This window comes from Andreprevotia chitinilytica DSM 18519 (assembly GCF_000711875.1).
Lineage (GTDB): Bacteria > Pseudomonadota > Gammaproteobacteria > Burkholderiales > Chitinibacteraceae > Andreprevotia > Andreprevotia chitinilytica.
In genome coordinates, this window is the sequence record NZ_JONM01000001.1 from 128,493 (window position 1) to 144,986 (window position 16,494).

General features: G+C 59.8%; 17 protein-coding genes. All 17 read left to right on the forward strand.

What is annotated here, in order from left to right; genetic code table 11:
• Window positions 1-178: 178 nt before the first annotated feature.
• The 17 genes from BR41_RS00640 (at window position 179) to BR41_RS00720 (ending at window position 16,494) form a co-directional block, all read left to right on the forward strand.
• On the forward strand, window positions 179-1,879 hold the full coding sequence (locus tag BR41_RS00640) for a glycoside hydrolase family 9 protein (protein ID WP_035051605.1): 1,701 nt from the start codon (window positions 179-181) through the stop codon (window positions 1,877-1,879).
• 3 nt (window positions 1,880-1,882) lie between these two features.
• Window positions 1,883-2,143 (forward strand): type II toxin-antitoxin system Phd/YefM family antitoxin, encoded by a 261-nt coding sequence (locus BR41_RS00645; RefSeq protein ID WP_211251621.1) that lies wholly within the window; start codon window positions 1,883-1,885, stop codon window positions 2,141-2,143.
• 20 nt (window positions 2,144-2,163) lie between these two features.
• Window positions 2,164-3,165 carry an ADP-glyceromanno-heptose 6-epimerase gene (gene rfaD / locus BR41_RS00650; RefSeq protein ID WP_035051607.1) on the forward strand — a complete coding sequence of 334 codons (1,002 nt, stop codon included), beginning with the start codon at window positions 2,164-2,166 and terminating at the stop codon, window positions 3,163-3,165.
• Between the two features lie 161 nt (window positions 3,166-3,326).
• Complete coding sequence (locus tag BR41_RS00655; RefSeq protein WP_035052361.1) at window positions 3,327-4,262, forward strand: NADP-dependent oxidoreductase; 936 nt, start codon at window positions 3,327-3,329, stop codon at window positions 4,260-4,262.
• Window positions 4,263-4,526: 264 nt separating this feature from the next.
• Window positions 4,527-5,405 (forward strand): cysteine synthase CysM, encoded by an 879-nt coding sequence (gene cysM, locus BR41_RS00660; RefSeq protein WP_035051610.1) that lies wholly within the window; start codon window positions 4,527-4,529, stop codon window positions 5,403-5,405.
• Complete coding sequence (locus BR41_RS00665) at window positions 5,402-5,737, forward strand: SemiSWEET transporter (protein WP_084186736.1); 336 nt, start codon at window positions 5,402-5,404, stop codon at window positions 5,735-5,737. The genes cysM and BR41_RS00665 overlap by 4 nt, the downstream gene beginning before the upstream one ends.
• Entirely contained in the window at window positions 5,734-6,579 is an 846-nt protein-coding gene (locus BR41_RS00670) for a 3',5'-nucleoside bisphosphate phosphatase (protein ID WP_035051612.1), read from the forward strand. Before BR41_RS00665 ends, BR41_RS00670 begins: the two co-directional genes overlap by 4 nt.
• Window positions 6,580-6,629: 50 nt before the next feature.
• Entirely contained in the window at window positions 6,630-7,070 is a 441-nt protein-coding gene (locus tag BR41_RS00675; RefSeq protein ID WP_035051616.1) for an REP-associated tyrosine transposase, read from the forward strand.
• A gap of 73 nt (window positions 7,071-7,143) precedes the next feature.
• On the forward strand, window positions 7,144-7,767 hold the full coding sequence (locus BR41_RS00680; protein ID WP_035051618.1) for an L-threonylcarbamoyladenylate synthase: 624 nt from the start codon (window positions 7,144-7,146) through the stop codon (window positions 7,765-7,767).
• Window positions 7,768-7,794: 27 nt separating this feature from the next.
• The gene (locus BR41_RS00685; RefSeq protein ID WP_035051620.1) at window positions 7,795-8,481 is read left to right on the forward strand and encodes a site-2 protease family protein; all 687 of its coding nucleotides are present in this window, start codon (window positions 7,795-7,797) and stop codon (window positions 8,479-8,481) included.
• Between the two features lie 76 nt (window positions 8,482-8,557).
• Window positions 8,558-9,760 carry a tryptophan--tRNA ligase gene (locus BR41_RS00690; protein WP_035051622.1) on the forward strand — a complete coding sequence of 401 codons (1,203 nt, stop codon included), beginning with the start codon at window positions 8,558-8,560 and terminating at the stop codon, window positions 9,758-9,760.
• A gap of 49 nt (window positions 9,761-9,809) precedes the next feature.
• Window positions 9,810-10,181 carry a hypothetical protein gene (locus tag BR41_RS00695; RefSeq protein ID WP_051709667.1) on the forward strand — a complete coding sequence of 124 codons (372 nt, stop codon included), beginning with the start codon at window positions 9,810-9,812 and terminating at the stop codon, window positions 10,179-10,181.
• A 770-nt stretch (window positions 10,182-10,951) separates the two neighbouring features.
• Window positions 10,952-12,424, forward strand: a complete 1,473-nt coding sequence (gene qhpG, locus BR41_RS00700) for a flavin-dependent monooxygenase QhpG (RefSeq protein ID WP_169741222.1) — start codon at window positions 10,952-10,954, stop codon at window positions 12,422-12,424.
• Window positions 12,425-12,506: 82 nt separating this feature from the next.
• On the forward strand, window positions 12,507-13,658 hold the full coding sequence (locus tag BR41_RS00705) for a hypothetical protein (protein ID WP_035051626.1): 1,152 nt from the start codon (window positions 12,507-12,509) through the stop codon (window positions 13,656-13,658).
• 30 nt (window positions 13,659-13,688) lie between these two features.
• Entirely contained in the window at window positions 13,689-14,570 is an 882-nt protein-coding gene (locus BR41_RS00710; protein WP_035051629.1) for a segregation and condensation protein A, read from the forward strand.
• 145 nt (window positions 14,571-14,715) lie between these two features.
• On the forward strand, window positions 14,716-15,279 hold the full coding sequence (gene scpB / locus BR41_RS00715) for an SMC-Scp complex subunit ScpB (protein ID WP_035051631.1): 564 nt from the start codon (window positions 14,716-14,718) through the stop codon (window positions 15,277-15,279).
• 210 nt (window positions 15,280-15,489) lie between these two features.
• Window positions 15,490-16,494: a hypothetical protein gene (locus tag BR41_RS00720; RefSeq protein WP_035051633.1), complete on the forward strand. Its 1,005-nt coding sequence runs from the start codon at window positions 15,490-15,492 to the stop codon at window positions 16,492-16,494.

Here is a 16,494-nt window from a genome sequence, read left to right on the forward strand (position 1 = left end):
GAGCGTTCGATACCCATCCTGCGCTTGAGCGTTGATTGGTTAATTGGCAGTAGATGGTTTGTATAAATGGCTTGCAAAAACCTGCTCGCACCAGGTGTTGCAGGACTGAATTAGAAATTAAAACTAAAAAATCGTTGATCAGAGGAATTCTGGCCGAAATCGGCCATATGGAGAGATTGTGAAGGTACTGTTGAATCACCTCGGTTTCGAGCCGGGCAGCAAGAAAACTGCATTGGTTAAAGCGCCGGCCGGCTTCACCGCCCGCGGCTTCACCATCTACAACGCTGAAACGCGTGAATCCGTGTTCGTGGGTCAACTCGGCGAGGCCAAGCCGGTAGCCAACTGGGGCGCGACCACGGGCTCGGCCTGGCTCTTTCGTACTGCGGATTTTTCGGCACTGACGGCCGAGGGCGAGTACTTCATCGCCATCGATGGCGTGAGCCCGCCGCTGGTGTCACATACCTTCGCGATCAAGCCGAAGCTGCTGGGTACGCAGTTGCTGTCGGACATCGTCCACTACATCAAGGGTCAGCGCTGCACCGGGCTGTATGACATTGCCGACCGTTCGCGTCCGAAGTGGGGGAGCGATGAATGCCGCGATGTGCACGGCGGCTGGTATGACGCTTCCGGTGACTGTTCCAAGTACTTGAGCCACCTCTCGTACGCGCAGTACATGAACCCGCAGCAGACCCCCATCGTGGTCTGGAACCTGATCGACGGGCTGGCCCGCCTGCCGCAGCAGCTCAAATGGTTCAACGAGCGCATGGTTGATGAAGCGCTGCATGGCGCGGACTACCTGATCCGTATGCAAGATCCGGCCGGCTACTTCTACATGACCGTGTTCGACGTGTGGAGCAAGGACGAAAACCGCCGCGATATCTGCGAATACAAAACGCAGAAGGGCGAGAAGTTCGCCACTTACCAAGCGGCTTATCGCCAGGGGGGCGGTGTGAGCATTGCCGCGCTGGCGCGGGCATCGCAGCTGGGCCGGGATGGTGAGGACTTTACCCGTGCGGACTATCTTGCCGCGGCCAGGAAAGGTTTTGCGCATCTCGAAGCGCACAACATCGAATATTTGGAAGACGGTGTCGAAAACATCATCGACGACTATTGCGCGCTGTTGGCTGCGACCGAGTTGTTGGCGATTACTGGCGAGGGCGACCATGCCGATGCAGCCACCCGCCGCGTGCTCAATCTGCTGGAACGTCAGAACGACGAAGGCTGGTTCAGTGCGGATGCGCATGGCGAGCGCTCGTTTTTCCACGCCGCAGAATCCGGGCTGCTCTATATCGCCTTGCTGCGTTACCTCGAAGTCGTGCCGGCCTCCCCGCTGGCCGGCCGCATCCGCGATAGCCTGCGCCGCGCCTATGCGTTCGAGCTGAAAATCACGCACGAAATCAACAACCCGTTCGGCTACCCGCGCCAGTACGTGAAGCAGATCGGCAAGGCCGGCAAGAACCAGTTCTTCATTCCGCACGACAACGAATCCGGTTATTGGTGGCAAGGCGAGAACGCACGCCTTGGTTCCATTGCCGCTGCTGCTGCGCGCACCGCTGATTTCTTCGCGGGCGAAGATCAAGCGTTCGCTGACATGATCGCCGCGCATGGCGACAACGCGCTGAACTGGCTGCTCGGTGCCAACCCGTTCGATGCCTGCATGCTGCAAGGCTGGGGCCGCAACAATCCGCGCTATGAAGAAGGCTATTTCAACGCGCCGGGCGGCGTGTGCAATGGCATCACCGGTGGATTCGACGACGATCAGGACATCGCCTTCCCATCGCCGGCCGTCGCGACCATGGCGCATAGCTGGCGCTTTACCGAGCAGTGGATGCCGCACGGGGCGTGGTTGTTCCTGGCGGTGTGCTCGCGGCAAGAGTAAGTGATGGATTTAAAGATCATGCAAATGACAGTCAGTGTTGAAGAGGCTGAAATCTCTATGGGTCGCTTGCTTGAAGAAGTCGAGCACGGTGCAACGTGTGTGATCACCAAGGCTGGTCGGCCAGTTGCAAAGTTGATCCCGTTTCAATTTGCCCGCCTGCCACGTATTCCGGGGCTTTTGAAAGATAAACTGTGCATCGCCGACGATTTCGATGCGCCCCTTAACATTGCTTCAGATACCCACATCGCACTTGATCTGCGATGACTTAAAACAGGGACACATTCATGACCATCATCGTCACCGGCGCAGCCGGTTTCATCGGCTCCAATCTCGTCAAAGCGCTGAATGAGCGTGGCGAGAACGACATCATCGCCGTGGACAACCTCACCCGTGGGGACAAGTTCCATAACCTCGTCGATCTCGATATCACGCATTACCTCGATAAGCACGACTTCATCGAGGAACTGGCGGCCGGCACGTTCGATGGTCAAGTGACCGCCATCCTGCACCAAGGCGCGTGTTCGGACACGATGGAGCACGATGGTCGCTACATGCTGGATAACAACTACCAGTACACGCTGTCGTTGTTCGAATGGGCGCAGGAAAACGAAGCGCAGTTCATCTACGCCTCGTCTGCCGCGACGTATGGCAATGGCTCGAACGGCTTCATCGAAACGCCGGATTGCGAAAAACCGCTCAACGTTTATGGCTATTCCAAACTGTTGTTCGATCAGGTCTTGCGCCGCCGCATCGAGGAAGAGCGCATCACCGCGCAGGTGGCCGGCTTCCGTTATTTCAACGTTTACGGCCCGCGCGAGCAGCACAAGGGGCGGATGGCATCGGTGGCGTTCCACAACTTCAACCAGTATCGCGACAGCGGCAAGGTGAAGCTGTTCGGCGAATACGGCGGTTATCCGGCAGGCGGCCACACCCGTGATTTCATCAGCGTGGAAGACGTGGTGAAAGTCAACCTGTGGTTCCTGGATAACCCGGAAGTCTGCGGCATCTACAACGTCGGCACCGGTCGCGCCCAGCCATTCAACGATATCGCGATCACCACGGTAAATACCTGCCGCGCCGCTGAAGGCAAGCCTGCGCTGAGCCACGAGGAATTGATCAAGCAAGGATTGCTGGAGTACATCGAGTTTCCGGATGCGCTCAAGGGCAAGTACCAATGCTTTACCGAGGCGGACCTGACCTTGCTGCGCGAGGCCGGTTACGACCAGCCGTTCCTGACGGTGGAAGAGGGCGTGAAAAGGTATGTGGATGCGCTGCTGAAGGCGTAATCAGACACACGGCGAAAGAGACAAAGCGGGGCTTGCCCCGCTTTTTCATTGCAGCTTCCCGCCCGAGCCGACAATGCGATGATCAAAACGCCAGCCCGCTCCTACAATGGTGGCAGAAGGTTTTGCGAAGCATGCCACTCAACCATCCCAAGGAGCTGATCATGAAAGCTGTGCGAATCCACGACTATGGCGACCGTAGCGTGCTGCGGTTCGAAGAGGCGCTGTTGCCCACTCTCGGTGCGGAAGACGTGCTGATCCGCGTGGTAGCGACGTCGATCAATCCGGTGGACTGGCATATTCGCAATGGCCATCTGCAGACCATGCTGCCGCATCGCTTGCCGTTGACGTTGGGTTGGGATGTCTCTGGCGTGATCGAGGCCGTTGGCGCGCAGGTGCGTGATTTTCAGCCGGGTGATGCGGTTTATTCCCGGCCAGACATCGTGCGCGATGGCGCTTATGCAGAATACATCGCGGTGCGGGCGAACGAAGTTGCCGCCAAGCCCAAGACCATTTCCCACATCGAAGCCGCATCGCTGCCTTTGGCCGGCATTACCGCCTGGGATGCCATCGTGAAAGTCGGCGACGTGCAAGCTGGTCAGCGGGTACTGGTGCATGCGGGTTCCGGCGGGGTCGGCTCGTTGGCGGTGCAATTGGCGAAATGGCGCGGCGCCTATGTGATCAGCACGACCTCCACGCCGAATGTCGACTTCGTGAAGGGGCTCGGCGCAGATGAAGTGATCGATTACCGCAGTGCCAATTTCAAGGACGTGGTGCGGGATGTCGATCTGGTGTTCGATACCTTGGGTGGCCAAGTGCAGGATGACTCCTGGGGCGTGCTCAAGTCGGATGGCTTGCTGGTCTCGGTGGTGCGCCCGCCCGATCAGAAAAAAGCGGACGAGCTGGGCGTGCGCAGCACCTTCATCTTCATTCAGCCGGATGCCGCGGTGCTGCGCGAGTTGGCCGTGCTGGTCGATATCAGCGTGGTGCGGCCGGTGGTGGGGGCGGAGTTTGCCCTCAAGGACATCGTGGCCGCTCATGCGCTGTCGGAATCGGGTCGGGCACGTGGCAAGATCGCGATTTACGTTGGGCAGCCGTGAGATTTCGAAACCTTAAATCTCGCAGAGAACGGCGAGAAACCCTTTGTAGGAGCGAGCTTGCTCGCGATTGCTTCGTTAATTGATACATGGCCATCGCGAGCAAGCTCGCTCCTACAAGGATTTGAGAACGGGTGTGCTTTCCCCATGTTCTCTGCGAGATTTTCGGTTTTTGCATATTGAAAATCCGCGAAATCCACACCATGACAACGCGCTGCGTGCGGTGCTCCTGCCGGGCGGTATACTCGCCTGATCCTGGAGAGCCGAATGTTCAAGTATCTCGAAGACTTTGTCGGCAATACGCCGCTGGTCAAACTCAAACGCCTGCCCGGCAACACATCCAACACCATTCTCGTCAAGCTTGAAGGCAATAATCCGGCCGGTTCGGTGAAAGACCGCCCGGCCTTGTCGATGATTCGCCATGCCGAAGAACGCGGCACCATCACGCCCGGCGATACGCTGATCGAAGCCACCAGCGGCAACACCGGTATCGCATTGGCGATGGCTGCGGCGATGATGGGCTACCGCATGGTGCTGATCATGCCGGCCAATTCCAGCGTCGAGCGCGTGCAGACGATGAAAGCCTATGGCGCGGAAGTGATCCTCGTTGCCGGCATGGAAGTCGCCCGCGATCTGGCCGAAACGATGGTGGCCGAGGGTAAAGGGCTGGTGCTGGATCAGTTCGCCAATCCAGACAATCCGCTCTCGCATTACGAAACCACCGGCCCGGAAATCTGGCGCGATACCGAAGGCACGATCACCCACTTCGTCTCCAGCATGGGCACCACCGGCACCATCATGGGTACCGGTCGCTATCTCAAGGAAGTGAACCCGGCGATCCAGATCGTCGGCGTGCAGCCGATGGATGGCGCGAGCATTCCCGGCATCCGCAAGTGGCCTGCCGAATATGTGCCAGCGATCTGCGATTTCTCCAAGATCGACCGCATGATGGAAGTGAATCAGGCCGAGTCGGAAGAAATGGCGCGGCGTCTGGCGCGTGAAGAAGGCATTTTCGCGGGGATCTCCTCCGGCGGCGCGCTGGCGGCGGCATTGCAGCTGTCGCAGCGGGTCGAAAACGCCGTCATTGTCACCATCGTGTGCGATCGCGGTGATCGCTATCTCTCTACGGGCGTGTTCCCGGCATGAGCCAGTCCGATCTGCTCGGCCTGGCAGCCGGCATCTGCACCACCATCGCCTTTGTCCCGCAAGTGTGGATGGTCTGGCGCTCGCGCTCGGCCAAGGATATTTCGCTCGGCATGTACTGCATTTTTGTCACTGGCGTGGTGCTGTGGTTTGTCTACGGCTTTGTGATTCATGACTTGCCGGTGATCGTCGCCAATGGCGTCACGCTGCTATTGGCTGGTGCGGTGCTGTTGATGAAGTTGCGTTTCGACAAGGTGGCCCGCCGCCTCGAAGCCGAAATGGCCCGGCTCACCGCCAATGTGGCGGATACCTTCGAAGCGGATCGTGCACCATGACCCCTGTTGACTTGCATTGCCATTCCAATGTCTCCGACGGCCTGTTGCCACCGCGAGAAGTCGTGCGCCTGGCGGCATCACGCGGCTGCAAGCTGCTGGCGCTGACCGATCACGACGATACGCGTGGCCTTGCGGATGCGGCTGATGAAGCTGCCCAACTCGGGGTGCAATTCGTCAGCGGGGTTGAAGTCTCGACCAGCTGGGGCAAGCACACGTTGCATATCGTTGGCCTCGGCTTCGACCCAGCGCATCCGGCGATCGTTGGCGGGCTGACCGAAGTGCGTTCCGGCCGGGCCGAGCGTGCACAACGCATGAGCGACTCGCTGGCTGCCAAGGCTGGCGTGCCCGATGCGCTGGCCGGCGCGCAAAAATACGCCGACAACCCGGAAATCCTCAGCCGTACTCACTTTGCGCGTTACCTGGTCGAGATCGGCCGTGCCAAGGACACCAAGAGCGTGTTCAAACGTTTTCTGGTGCGCGGCAAACCCGGCTATGTCGAACACGAATGGGCACGGCTGCATGAGGCCATCGACTGGATTCGCGCTGCGGGTGGCGTGGCGGTGATGGCGCATCCGGCGCGTTACGACATGGGCCACGAAACCATGCGCGTGTTGCTGACCGAGTTCAAACGGCTGGGCGGCGAGGGTATCGAGGTGGTCTCAGGCGTGCATGGTGCGGGTGATGTCGGCCGTTTTGGCCGGTTGGCCCAGGAGTTCGGTTTTCTGGCCTCCAGCGGCACCGATTATCACGCCACCGGCGAAGGCGCTCGCGATCCGGGCTGCAATCCGGATTTGCCGATTGGTTGCCAGCCGGTTTGGCATCGTTGGCGCGGCGATTTATAGGAAGCCGCAATGACCTGTAGGAGCGAGCTTGCTCGCGATAGCGCTGCGGAATGAGGCATCAAGGGCATACGTTACGCAAAGGTCGCTACAGCGAATCCGGCCGGATTTATCTGGTTAGTTCAGTGACACATGAACGTAGCCAGTTTTTTGCAGATTGGCAGGTTGGACGAATTGTTGTCCGCGAACTCGCCTCTGCGCCTGCGAAGACCTTGGCTTTTGTTGTCATGCCGGATCACTGGCATTGGTTACTTGAATTGAATACGGTTGCATTGTCCGCGTTGGTGCAACGAGTAAAGTCCCGGAGCGCAGTCACGGTGAATCGCGCGTTGTATCGTCAGGGGCAACTCTGGCAATCGGGTTTTCATGACCGCGCACTGCGTTATGACGAGGACGTTCTCGGGATTGCGCGCTACGTCATCGCAAATCCGTTAAGGGCTGGTTTGGTGAAAAAGGTTGGAGACTATCCCTTGTGGGATGCCGCCTGGTTATAAGAGCAACAGAGCAATCGCGAGCAAGCTCGCTCCTACAAGTTTTTGACTCGTTCCTACACGTTTTTGAGAGTTCATGTCCCAATTCTTCTCCATCCACCCCGACACCCCGCAAGCCCGTCTGATCAAGCAAGCGGCCGAAATCATCCGCAAGGGCGGTTTGGTCGTGTATCCGACCGATTCCTGCTATGCGCTCGGCTGCCAGCTCGATAACAAGGACGCGCTGGAACGGATCAAGCAAATCCGCAAGCTGGACGACAAGCATCACTTCACGCTGGTGTGCCACGATCTGTCGCAGCTCGGCCAATACGCGCAGGTGGATAACCGCGCTTACCGGATGCTCAAGGCGGCAACGCCGGGCAGCTACACCTTCATCCTGCGGGCCACCAAGGAAGTGCCGCGCCGCGTCTGGCACCCCAAGAAGCAGACCATTGGTTTGCGTGTGCCGAATCATGCGGTGCCGCTGGCTCTGCTGACAGAACTGGGTGAGCCCCTGCTCTCCAGCACCTTGTTGCTGCCGGGTGAGGACGAACCGCTCACCGATGCCTGGGAAATCCGTGATCGGCTGGAGCATGAGGTGGACCTGGTGATCGAGGGCGGCTACTGCGGTACGGAACCGACCACCGTGGTCGATCTGTCCAACGATTACCCCGAACTGCTGCGGCAGGGCACCGGGTCGCTCGCGCCATTCGGGCTGTGAGCGCTAATCCAATGCGAAGGAGGCCCAATGGGCAGTTTTGATATCGCGCACTTCATCCAGACGGTGTGCATCTGGGCCTTGCCCGTATTGTTTGCCATTACGGTCCATGAGGCCGCACACGGTTATGTGGCACGTCACTTTGGCGATGACACCGCGTGGAAAATGGGGCGGATTTCGCTTAATCCGCTCAAGCACATCGATCTCGTTGGTACGATTTTGCTGCCGCTGATTTTCCTGCTGCTGCCGGGCGGGCTGATGTTTGGTTACGCCAAGCCGGTTCCAGTCAATTTTGGCCGTTTACGCAATCCGAAGCGGGACATGCTGTGGGTTGCCGCTGCCGGCCCGGCCGCGAATTTTGTAATGGCGTTTATTTGGGGCGGCTTGGCGGCCCTGGCGCTGCAAATGGCTGGCAATTACTTCGCGCTGCCGCTGCTGTATATGTCGCAAGCCGGTGTGCTGATCAACTTGAGCTTGATGATGCTGAATCTGTTGCCACTGCCGCCACTGGATGGCGGGCGGATTCTGGTGTCGCTGTTACCTTACAAGCAAGCCGTCGCTGTCTCGAAAATCGAGCCCTATGGCTTCTTTATCTTGATCGCCTTGTTGTATTTGAAGGTACTCGGTGCAGTGCTGACACCCATGATCATTTTCGGACTGGTCGTGATTGGCACTGTTGTTCAAGTGCCTTGGCAACACCTGCTTCCCCAGTTCTGACCGGCTCGCGGCCTGCTAGAATAGCCGCCGCCATCCAATAGCAATAATTCGCGACAACAACCTTAGGACTTAATACATGTTCCCCGATCGCATTCTCTCCGGCATGCGTCCCACCGGTAAGCTGCATCTTGGCCACTATCACGGCGTACTGAAAAACTGGGTCAAGCTGCAAAGCGAATATGAATGCCTGTTCATGGTGGCCGATTGGCATGCGCTGACGACCAACTACGACGACGTTGGCATCATCGAGAAAAGCGTGTGGGACATGGTGATCGACTGGGTCGCCGCGGGTGTCGATCCGGCGCAATCGGCCATCTTCATCCAGAGCCATGTGCCGGAACACGCCGAGCTGCATCTGCTGCTGTCGATGATGACGCCGGTCTCGTGGCTGGAGCGCGTGCCGACCTACAAGGACCAGATCGACAAGCTGTCGCACAAGGATCTGGGCATGTACGGCTTTCTGGGCTACCCGGTGCTGATGAGCGCGGACATCCTGCTGTATCGCTCCAACCTTGTACCGGTCGGCGAAGATCAAGTGCCGCATTTGGAAATGACCCGCGAAATCGCCCGCCGCTTCAACCACTTGTACGGCAAGGAAGTCGGTTTCGAAGAGAAAGCGCAGGCCGCAATCAAGAAAATGGGCGGCAAGAAGGGCAAGTTGTATGAAGAGCTGCGCACCCGCTACCAGCAAGGTGGCGATGTCGAAGCGCTGGAGGCCGGCCGCGCATTGCTGACTGACACGCAGAACCTGAGCCACGGCGATACCGAGCGCCTGTTCGGCTATCTGGAAGGCAGCGGCAAGATGATCCTGCCGGAATCCAGACCGCTGTTGACCGCCGCATCGCGCATGCCGGGGCTGGATGGGCAGAAGATGTCCAAGTCCTATGGCAACACCATCACGCTGCGCGAGGACGCGGATTCGGTCGCCAAGAAGATCAAGCAGATGCCAACCGACCCGGCCCGCGTGCGCCGCACCGATCCGGGTGATCCGGAAAAATGCCCGGTCTGGCAGCTGCATCAGGTGTATTCGGATGAATCGACCAAGAACTGGGTCATCGAAGGGTGCAAGACCGCCGGCATCGGCTGTATCGAGTGCAAGACGCCAGTGATTGAAAGCGTGCTCATCGAGCAGAAGCCGATGTTCGAACGTGCCCAGCCGTATCTGGAAGACCCGACGCTGATCAAGAACATCGTCGCTGATGGCTGTGAGCGCGCCCGCGTGCTGGCACGCGAAACCATGCGTGACGTGCGCGAGGCGATGGGGCTGTCCTACACTTGATCTGCCCCGATCGACCTAAGCGACCGATCCACTCGATGAGGAATCCAGCATGAAAAGCGCACTGTTTCCCATTGCCCTGATCGTGATCGGCGCCGGCTGGCTGGTGAGCGAATTGCATCTGCTGCCGGAAGCCGACTGGATCGTCATCTTCGGCCTGATCGCGGGCGGTATCGCGGTGCTGGTGGTCGATGGCGTCAACGCACAAAGCGTCGTGGTCGGCCCCTTGCTGATCGGCACCGGCGCGATGGTGTTCGCGCATGAGCACAACGGCATCAGCTGGAGTGTGCTGCTGCCGGTGCTGCTGATCCTGTGGGGGCTGTTGCTGCTGGTGGCGCGGATGCCGGGCATTCCACCCGCATCGACTCGCCGGCAACCCACCTTGCCGGGCCGCTGGAAAGAGGACGACGATTCGCACCGCTGAATCGTCGGTTTTCTCTCGCACCTACGCCCCTTCGGGGTAGTGCCGTTCACTTAGGCAAAAAACGCCGTTCTCCCGCGAAGGAGAACGGCGTTTTTTTGGATGGAAGTCTCATGTAGGAGCGAGCTTGCTCGCAATGGCGCTGCTTAATTCACCGTTGTCATCACGAGCAAGCTCGCTCCTACAACAGCTCCAACGCTAAGCGCCCGCCACCGCCTGACCATGCGGGTCTGCATCTGTGGCGGCAGCAGCATTGCTTATGTAGCTGTCGCCATTCTTGCCACCCGACCCAATGTGCAGGTCTCGGTGCTCACACGTCGTGCTGCGCTGTGGGGCGATTCCCTCACCGTTCATTACGGCCAGCGCTTGCAATTGATCGGCAGGGGGTATTCACGCTGTTGATGATCCAGCGTTGGCGGTGCCGGACAGCGACCTCATTTTGCTTGCCGTACCCGCCGATGCCCGCGTGCCGATCCGCTGGCATCGCCACGCCGGCATTCGATGAAGTGCTGGCATGGGCGGAAGGGCTGCTTGGTCAGTCGTTGCTGAATGCTGGTTCTGCAGGGGCAGGAACGGACGTGGCGAACGCTAAACCTCTGCCCCCAATCTCGTTGACGCCGTATTCCCCTTTTTGTGGTGTGCGAATCTTCTGATTCGTCCAGGCATAGGGGGCCAGGGGGGATTTCTGTAGTATCTCCAGTTGCAATGACGTCGAAATCCCCCTCGATCCCCCTTGCAAAAAGGGGAGGAAAGAAACAGCAAGGTTGCTGCGTGTGAACACCGACATCCTCATCATCGGCGCCGGCCCGGCCGGCCTGACCGCCGCGCTACGCCTGCTGCAGCTCGGCTATCAGGTGGCCCTGATCGACCGCCAGACACTGCCTCGCCCCAATCTCGGTGAATCCCTCACGCCGGGCATCCGCAATATCCTCGAATACCTCGATGCCGGCGACCTGCTGGACCGCGTGCCGCGCCGTGCCGGCTTGCAAACCCGTGTGATCTGGCGTGGCGAGAAAGTGGCGCTGCGCGAAGCGGGTAGCGGTACGGGTCTGATGGTCGACCGGGGGTGTTTTGACCAGCAGCTGCTGCAGCTGGCCGAGTCACGCGGGGCGCATTGCATGCTGCCGGCGGCGGTGAAATCGGTGACCGGCAAAGCGGGCGCATGGCTGGTGCAAGTCGCCCACAAGGGCCAGACGCTCGATATCAACGCGCGCTTCATTCTCGATGCCTGCGGCCGGCAGGCCAGTGGGCGCAACCAACATGCCACCGCACCGCCCTTGCTGGCACTGTGGGCCGAATGCGCGGTGCCCACCAATGCGGAAACGCGCATCGAAGCCATGCCGGAAGGCTGGCTATGGGGCTCGCCGTTGGCGACGGGTGGCTATCGGTTGATGGCCTTTTGCGATCCGGCCACCCCGCGCCATTTTGCGCCGGGCAAGCCGGAAGGCTGGTTGCGGGCGACGCTGGCGCAAAGCCGCATGTTTCATCGTCTGGCCGAGGCCCCGTTCCACACCGCGGTACAAGCCTGCGCTGCCAGTCCGCACGTAGCAGAAAATAGCGGGCTGGCTGGCCGGCTCAAACTAGGCGACGCCGCTTTTACGCTTGATCCGCTGTCATCCAGCGGCGTCGAAAAAGCCATGCGTTTTTCATTGCAAGCTGCCACAGCGGTGCATACCGTCTTGCACGATTCGGCCGATGAAGGCTTGGCGATGGATTTTTTCCAGGCTCGCTTGGTGGAAACCGTGGCGCGACACATGCGGTGGACGCAAAACTATTACGCCGAAGCGTGGCCGGGCCGGGAGCATGCCTTCTGGCGCGTGCGCGGCGAGGCATTTGAGTTGGCCGCTGGCAACACACCACTACTGCTGGCGCTCCGTGAGGCTTTGACGGCCGATGCCCCGCCGGCGGACCGCCAGGGGCTGCCCGCTGGTGGATTGACCGCCATGTTGCGCGGCCAAGTCACGCTCTCGCCGCAGCTCTCCATCGTGCAGATGCCATGCGTGGTGGATGACCGGGTGCAGCTGCGCCTTGCGGTCAGCCTGCCCAGCCTTGGCCGCCCGGTGGCCTTCGTTGAAGGGCAAGAAATCGTCCCCTTGTTATACGTGCTGCCCTACGCGCAAAAGCTCGCCAACCTGATCGACGTGTGGTCGAACAGCATGCCCCGCCAAACCGCTGTGCGCATCGCCGGCTGGCTGTGGCGTAAAGGCGTGGTCTGCGCGGAGGGCGTTCCAGCCACAGTGGTATGACGCGTTAATGACGGTCGATACCCACTCCACATACAATCGTCTTCGCCCCAGAGGCAAATAAAACAAATAGTTGGGTGGAGACATGAACGAAATCAAACAGGCCGCCTGCGCACTCGGCCGGGCATGTGCACAGGAATGCGCGCGCCTTTTCTCGCGCCGGCCGGCGCAAATCCTGCTGTTGGTGGTGTGCTCGCTCCTGCCGAGCCTGCTGTTGATCCTGTCCAGCCACGACGACTGGACAATGCTGGCCCGCTATTGGGACGGCCCGAATTATCTGGAAGTGGCAAAAACGCTGTACCACGTGCCGCGTGATCATCCATTCACCGGCTACGGCACCACGCAAGCGTATTTCGCTTGCCACTTGCCGCTGTACCCGGTGCTGATCCGCCTATTTGCGCTGGTATTCAGCTACCCGATGGCGATGATTCTGGTCACATTGGTGACCGCCGCCGCTGCCACGGTCGCGTTCTATTACCTGTTGCTCGAATACAAGTGCGTGCAAAGCCCGCTGTTTTCGGCAATTGTTTCGACCATCATTCCGGCGCGTTGGGTGCTCTATAAAACCATTGGCGCGACCGAGCCGCTATTCATGCTGCTGGTGTGTCTGACCCTGTTGGCTTATAAGCGCGACAAGATTTTCTGGGCGATCCTGCTGGCCGGATTGACGAGCATCACGCGGATTGTCGGCGTGTTGTTCATCGTGTTCTTCCTGATCGAATTCATCCGCACCCGCCGTTATTTCAGCATCACCTGGGTGCCGCTGGTGCTGTTGCCGTTGTTTATCACGTTCAGTTTCTTCCAGATGCAATACGGCGATTTCTGGGCTTATTTCAGCTGGAATAGCGGGCTGATCAACCTGAAGCCATTCGAAGTCCTCCGCAGTATGGCCGGCAGCGGCGATACACATGGTTCCGAGCTGTATCTGATCTTCTACGCCATCTATGGTCTGGGTACGTTATTGCTGTGGCAACACCGGACGTTATTCGTCTATGCGCTGGTGTTCTTCGGCTTCAACCTGTTCGTATTCCACGGCGATTTGAGCCGCTATCTGCTTTCCACCGCGCCATTCGCCATCGTGATCGCCTACGACCGCATCCTGAATACGCCGCAATTCAAGCTGGCCTTGCCGATCGTGTTCTATTTGACGCTGAGTTACTCGATTGGCTTGCTGCCGACTAATTTGGTGGATGGCGGGGCGTATCAGCGGTTTATTGAGCAGCCGTCGTATCCCTGAGCCGACTGGCGATCGGTTAACATCGTGGTCATGAATGCCCCGGTCGATATCCAGCCCGACACGCCCCAGCCAGAGCCCGTGACAGAATCCGTCCCCGAACCATTGCTTGGTGACATTCTGGCCCACGTGCTCGGCGAGCCGGTGCACGAGCTGCCGCTCGACCTGTATATCCCGCCCGATGCCTTGCGTGTGCTGCTCGAATCGTTCGAAGGCCCGCTCGATCTGCTGCTGTACCTGATCCGCAAGCAGAACCTCGACATCCTCGACATCCCGATGGCCGAGGTCACCCGGCAGTACATGGTGTATGTCGACGCGATGAAGTCCACCCAGCTGGAGCTAGCGGCGGAATACCTGCTGATGGCGGCGGTGCTGATCGAGATCAAATCCCGCCTGCTGTTGCCGCGCCCGACCTCGAGCGAAGAGGGCGACGAGAACGACCCGCGTGCCGAGCTGGTGCGGCGCTTGCTGGAGTATGAGCAGATCAAGTTGGCCGCGTATGAGCTGGACCAACTGCCGCAAGTCGGCCGCGATTTTCAGCTGGTGGCCGTGCTGTTCGAGCGCGAGATGATCGTGCAATTGCCGGACGTAAAACCCGGCGATCTGCGTGCCGCATGGCAGGCGATCCTGGCGCGGGCCAAGCGCAACCAGCATCACAAGATTGCGACCAGCGCCTTGTCGGTACGCGAGCAGATGACAGCCATTCTCAAACTGCTGAAAGATGGTCGTTTTGCCCGCTTCGAAGAACTGTTCGACCTCACGCAGCGCGTGCCGCTGCTGGTGGTCACCTTCATCGCCGTGCTGGAGCTGGTGAAGGAGAAATACATCGTCGTCAGCCAGGATGAAGGCTTCGCGCCGATCTACGTGCGGCTGCTCGGCGCGGAAGAGATGACGGAAGCCATCCCCCTGCCATGAATATGAATACCCGCAAACCTGCTGCGCAGCTTGATTGCTGCGTCGGTTTCTCGCTCAATCCTCGCTGTACTCCTTGTACTATCTCGGATCTTGCTGCGAGCCCTCCTTGCACTCAAGCCGCTCGCGACGGTTTTCGGATATTCATATGAGCGACGCCAAACTCACCGACCGCGAACTCGCCCACATCCGCACCGTGCTGGAAACCGCGCTGCTCACCGCGCAGGAGCCGATGCCGGTCAGCACCATGAAGCGGCTGTTCGCCGAAGAAATCACCGCCACGATCCTGAACGATCAGCTCGAAGTCTTACAGGGCGCTTGGGATGGCCGCGGCGTGGAACTGGTCAAGCTCGCCTCCGGTTGGCGCTTTCGCGCCCGGCTGGAAATGCAGCCCTACCTCGACCGGCTAGAGCCGGAAAAACCACCGCGTTACTCCCGTGCCGTGATGGAAACGCTCGCCATCGTCGCCTACAAGCAACCGGTAACGCGGGGCGAGATTGAGGAGATTCGCGGCGTGACCGTCTCCAGCGCCATCATCCAGACGCTGAAAGAGCGCGGCTGGCTGGAAGTGATCGGCCACAAGGAAGTCCCCGGCCGGCCGGAGTTGCTCGCGACCACTGATCAGTTTCTGGATGACCTGGGGCTGGCGAAACTGGCTGAATTGCCGCCGTTGGCGGAGTTGCAGGGCTTGGTTTTGCCGCAAGCCGAGTGACCCGTAGCCCGGACGGCTTGCCGGCCGGGGTGGCAATGGTTAACGAAGCCACCCCGGCCGCAAAAAACGCGTCCGGGCTACGCCCAGCTCAATGCTTGTAGGAGCGAGCTTGCTCGCGATTGCATCGATGAAGGAACCATTGCCATCGCGAGCAAGCTCGCTCCTACAGGGGTAACCGCTCCCTGCGCGGCCATGGGGTAAAATCCCGCCATGAACCTCCACCTTGTCATTCCCCACGCCAACTGGCCCGATCCCGAGTCCCAAAAGCCCGTCGTGGCGGGCTTGTCACTGCCGGCGCTGTCCAAATTGCTCGGCCATGCCGTGCGCACCGCAGCGCCCAAGCTCGACCTGGATATCTTTCTGTTGCAACGCTTCGGCCTACCCGGCACGGCCGAGGCGCCGATTTCGCTTTATCACGATTTGCCGGATGAAGAAACTGGCTACTGGCTGCGGGCCGACCCGGTGCATTTGCGTGCGGATCGCGATCAATTGTTGCTGTTCGACGTGCAGCGTTTTCCGCTCACGCAAGCGGACGCCAACGCACTGTGCGAGGGCTTGAACACGTTGTTTGCCGAAGATGGTTTCCGCTTCGTCGCCGCCACGCCGTATCGCTGGTACTTGCGCTTGCCGGCTGATCCCAAACTGGTCTGGACATCCTTCGATACTGCCATCGGCACCAGCATCGATACTCATCTGCCGCAAGGCGAGGGCGCGCTGAAATGGCACCGGTTATTGAATGAAATGCAGATGTGCCTGTACCAGCATCCGGTGAACGATGAGCGCGTGCGCGTCGGCCAGCCACCGATCAACAGCGTGTGGCCGTGGGGCGGTGGCGAGTATCCGTTGGCGCAAAAGGCCATCGCGCCGCACGCGCAGGTTTATGGCAACGACGATTTGCTGGTGGCCTTGATGCACTCGGCCGGCGGCATCGCCAAAACGGTGCCGGAGCGGCTGGCATTCAGCGGCGACAGCGATGTGCTAGTGCTGCACGACACGCTGCGTGACGGCGCGTTGTACGGTGACGCGCATGCCTGGCGCGAAGGCTGGCTGCGGCTGGAAGAGCAATGGTTCGCCCCGGCGCTGGCTGCCCTGCAGGATGGCCGTATCGGCACGCTGACTTTCAGCTTCCCCGAGCTTGGTCTCGCGGCGAGTATCAACAAGGGGCGGTTGTGGCGTTTCTGGTTGGGTCAACATTTGCCGTGGGAGGGCGTGTGA

Bases quoted from the DNA above. Each gene is read 5' to 3' on its own strand.
- BR41_RS00710 (WP_035051629.1), top strand. From the start codon at position 13,689: ATGAATGCCCCGGTCGATATCCAGCCCGACACGCCCCAGCCAGAGCCC.
- BR41_RS00645 (WP_211251621.1), top strand. From the start codon at position 1,883: ATGGATTTAAAGATCATGCAAATGACAGTCAGTGTTGAAGAGGCTGAA.
- BR41_RS00680 (WP_035051618.1), top strand. From the start codon at position 7,144: ATGTCCCAATTCTTCTCCATCCACCCCGACACCCCGCAAGCCCGTCTG.
- BR41_RS00720 (WP_035051633.1), top strand. From the start codon at position 15,490: ATGAACCTCCACCTTGTCATTCCCCACGCCAACTGGCCCGATCCCGAG.
- BR41_RS00675 (WP_035051616.1), top strand. From the start codon at position 6,630: ATGAGGCATCAAGGGCATACGTTACGCAAAGGTCGCTACAGCGAATCC.
- BR41_RS00685 (WP_035051620.1), top strand. From the start codon at position 7,795: ATGGGCAGTTTTGATATCGCGCACTTCATCCAGACGGTGTGCATCTGG.
- BR41_RS00670 (WP_035051612.1), top strand. From the start codon at position 5,734: ATGACCCCTGTTGACTTGCATTGCCATTCCAATGTCTCCGACGGCCTG.
- BR41_RS00695 (WP_051709667.1), top strand. From the start codon at position 9,810: ATGAAAAGCGCACTGTTTCCCATTGCCCTGATCGTGATCGGCGCCGGC.
- BR41_RS00655 (WP_035052361.1), top strand. From the start codon at position 3,327: ATGAAAGCTGTGCGAATCCACGACTATGGCGACCGTAGCGTGCTGCGG.
- BR41_RS00690 (WP_035051622.1), top strand. From the start codon at position 8,558: ATGTTCCCCGATCGCATTCTCTCCGGCATGCGTCCCACCGGTAAGCTG.
- scpB (WP_035051631.1), top strand. From the start codon at position 14,716: ATGAGCGACGCCAAACTCACCGACCGCGAACTCGCCCACATCCGCACC.
- cysM (WP_035051610.1), top strand. From the start codon at position 4,527: ATGTTCAAGTATCTCGAAGACTTTGTCGGCAATACGCCGCTGGTCAAA.
- rfaD (WP_035051607.1), top strand. From the start codon at position 2,164: ATGACCATCATCGTCACCGGCGCAGCCGGTTTCATCGGCTCCAATCTC.
- BR41_RS00665 (WP_084186736.1), top strand. From the start codon at position 5,402: ATGAGCCAGTCCGATCTGCTCGGCCTGGCAGCCGGCATCTGCACCACC.
- BR41_RS00705 (WP_035051626.1), top strand. From the start codon at position 12,507: ATGAACGAAATCAAACAGGCCGCCTGCGCACTCGGCCGGGCATGTGCA.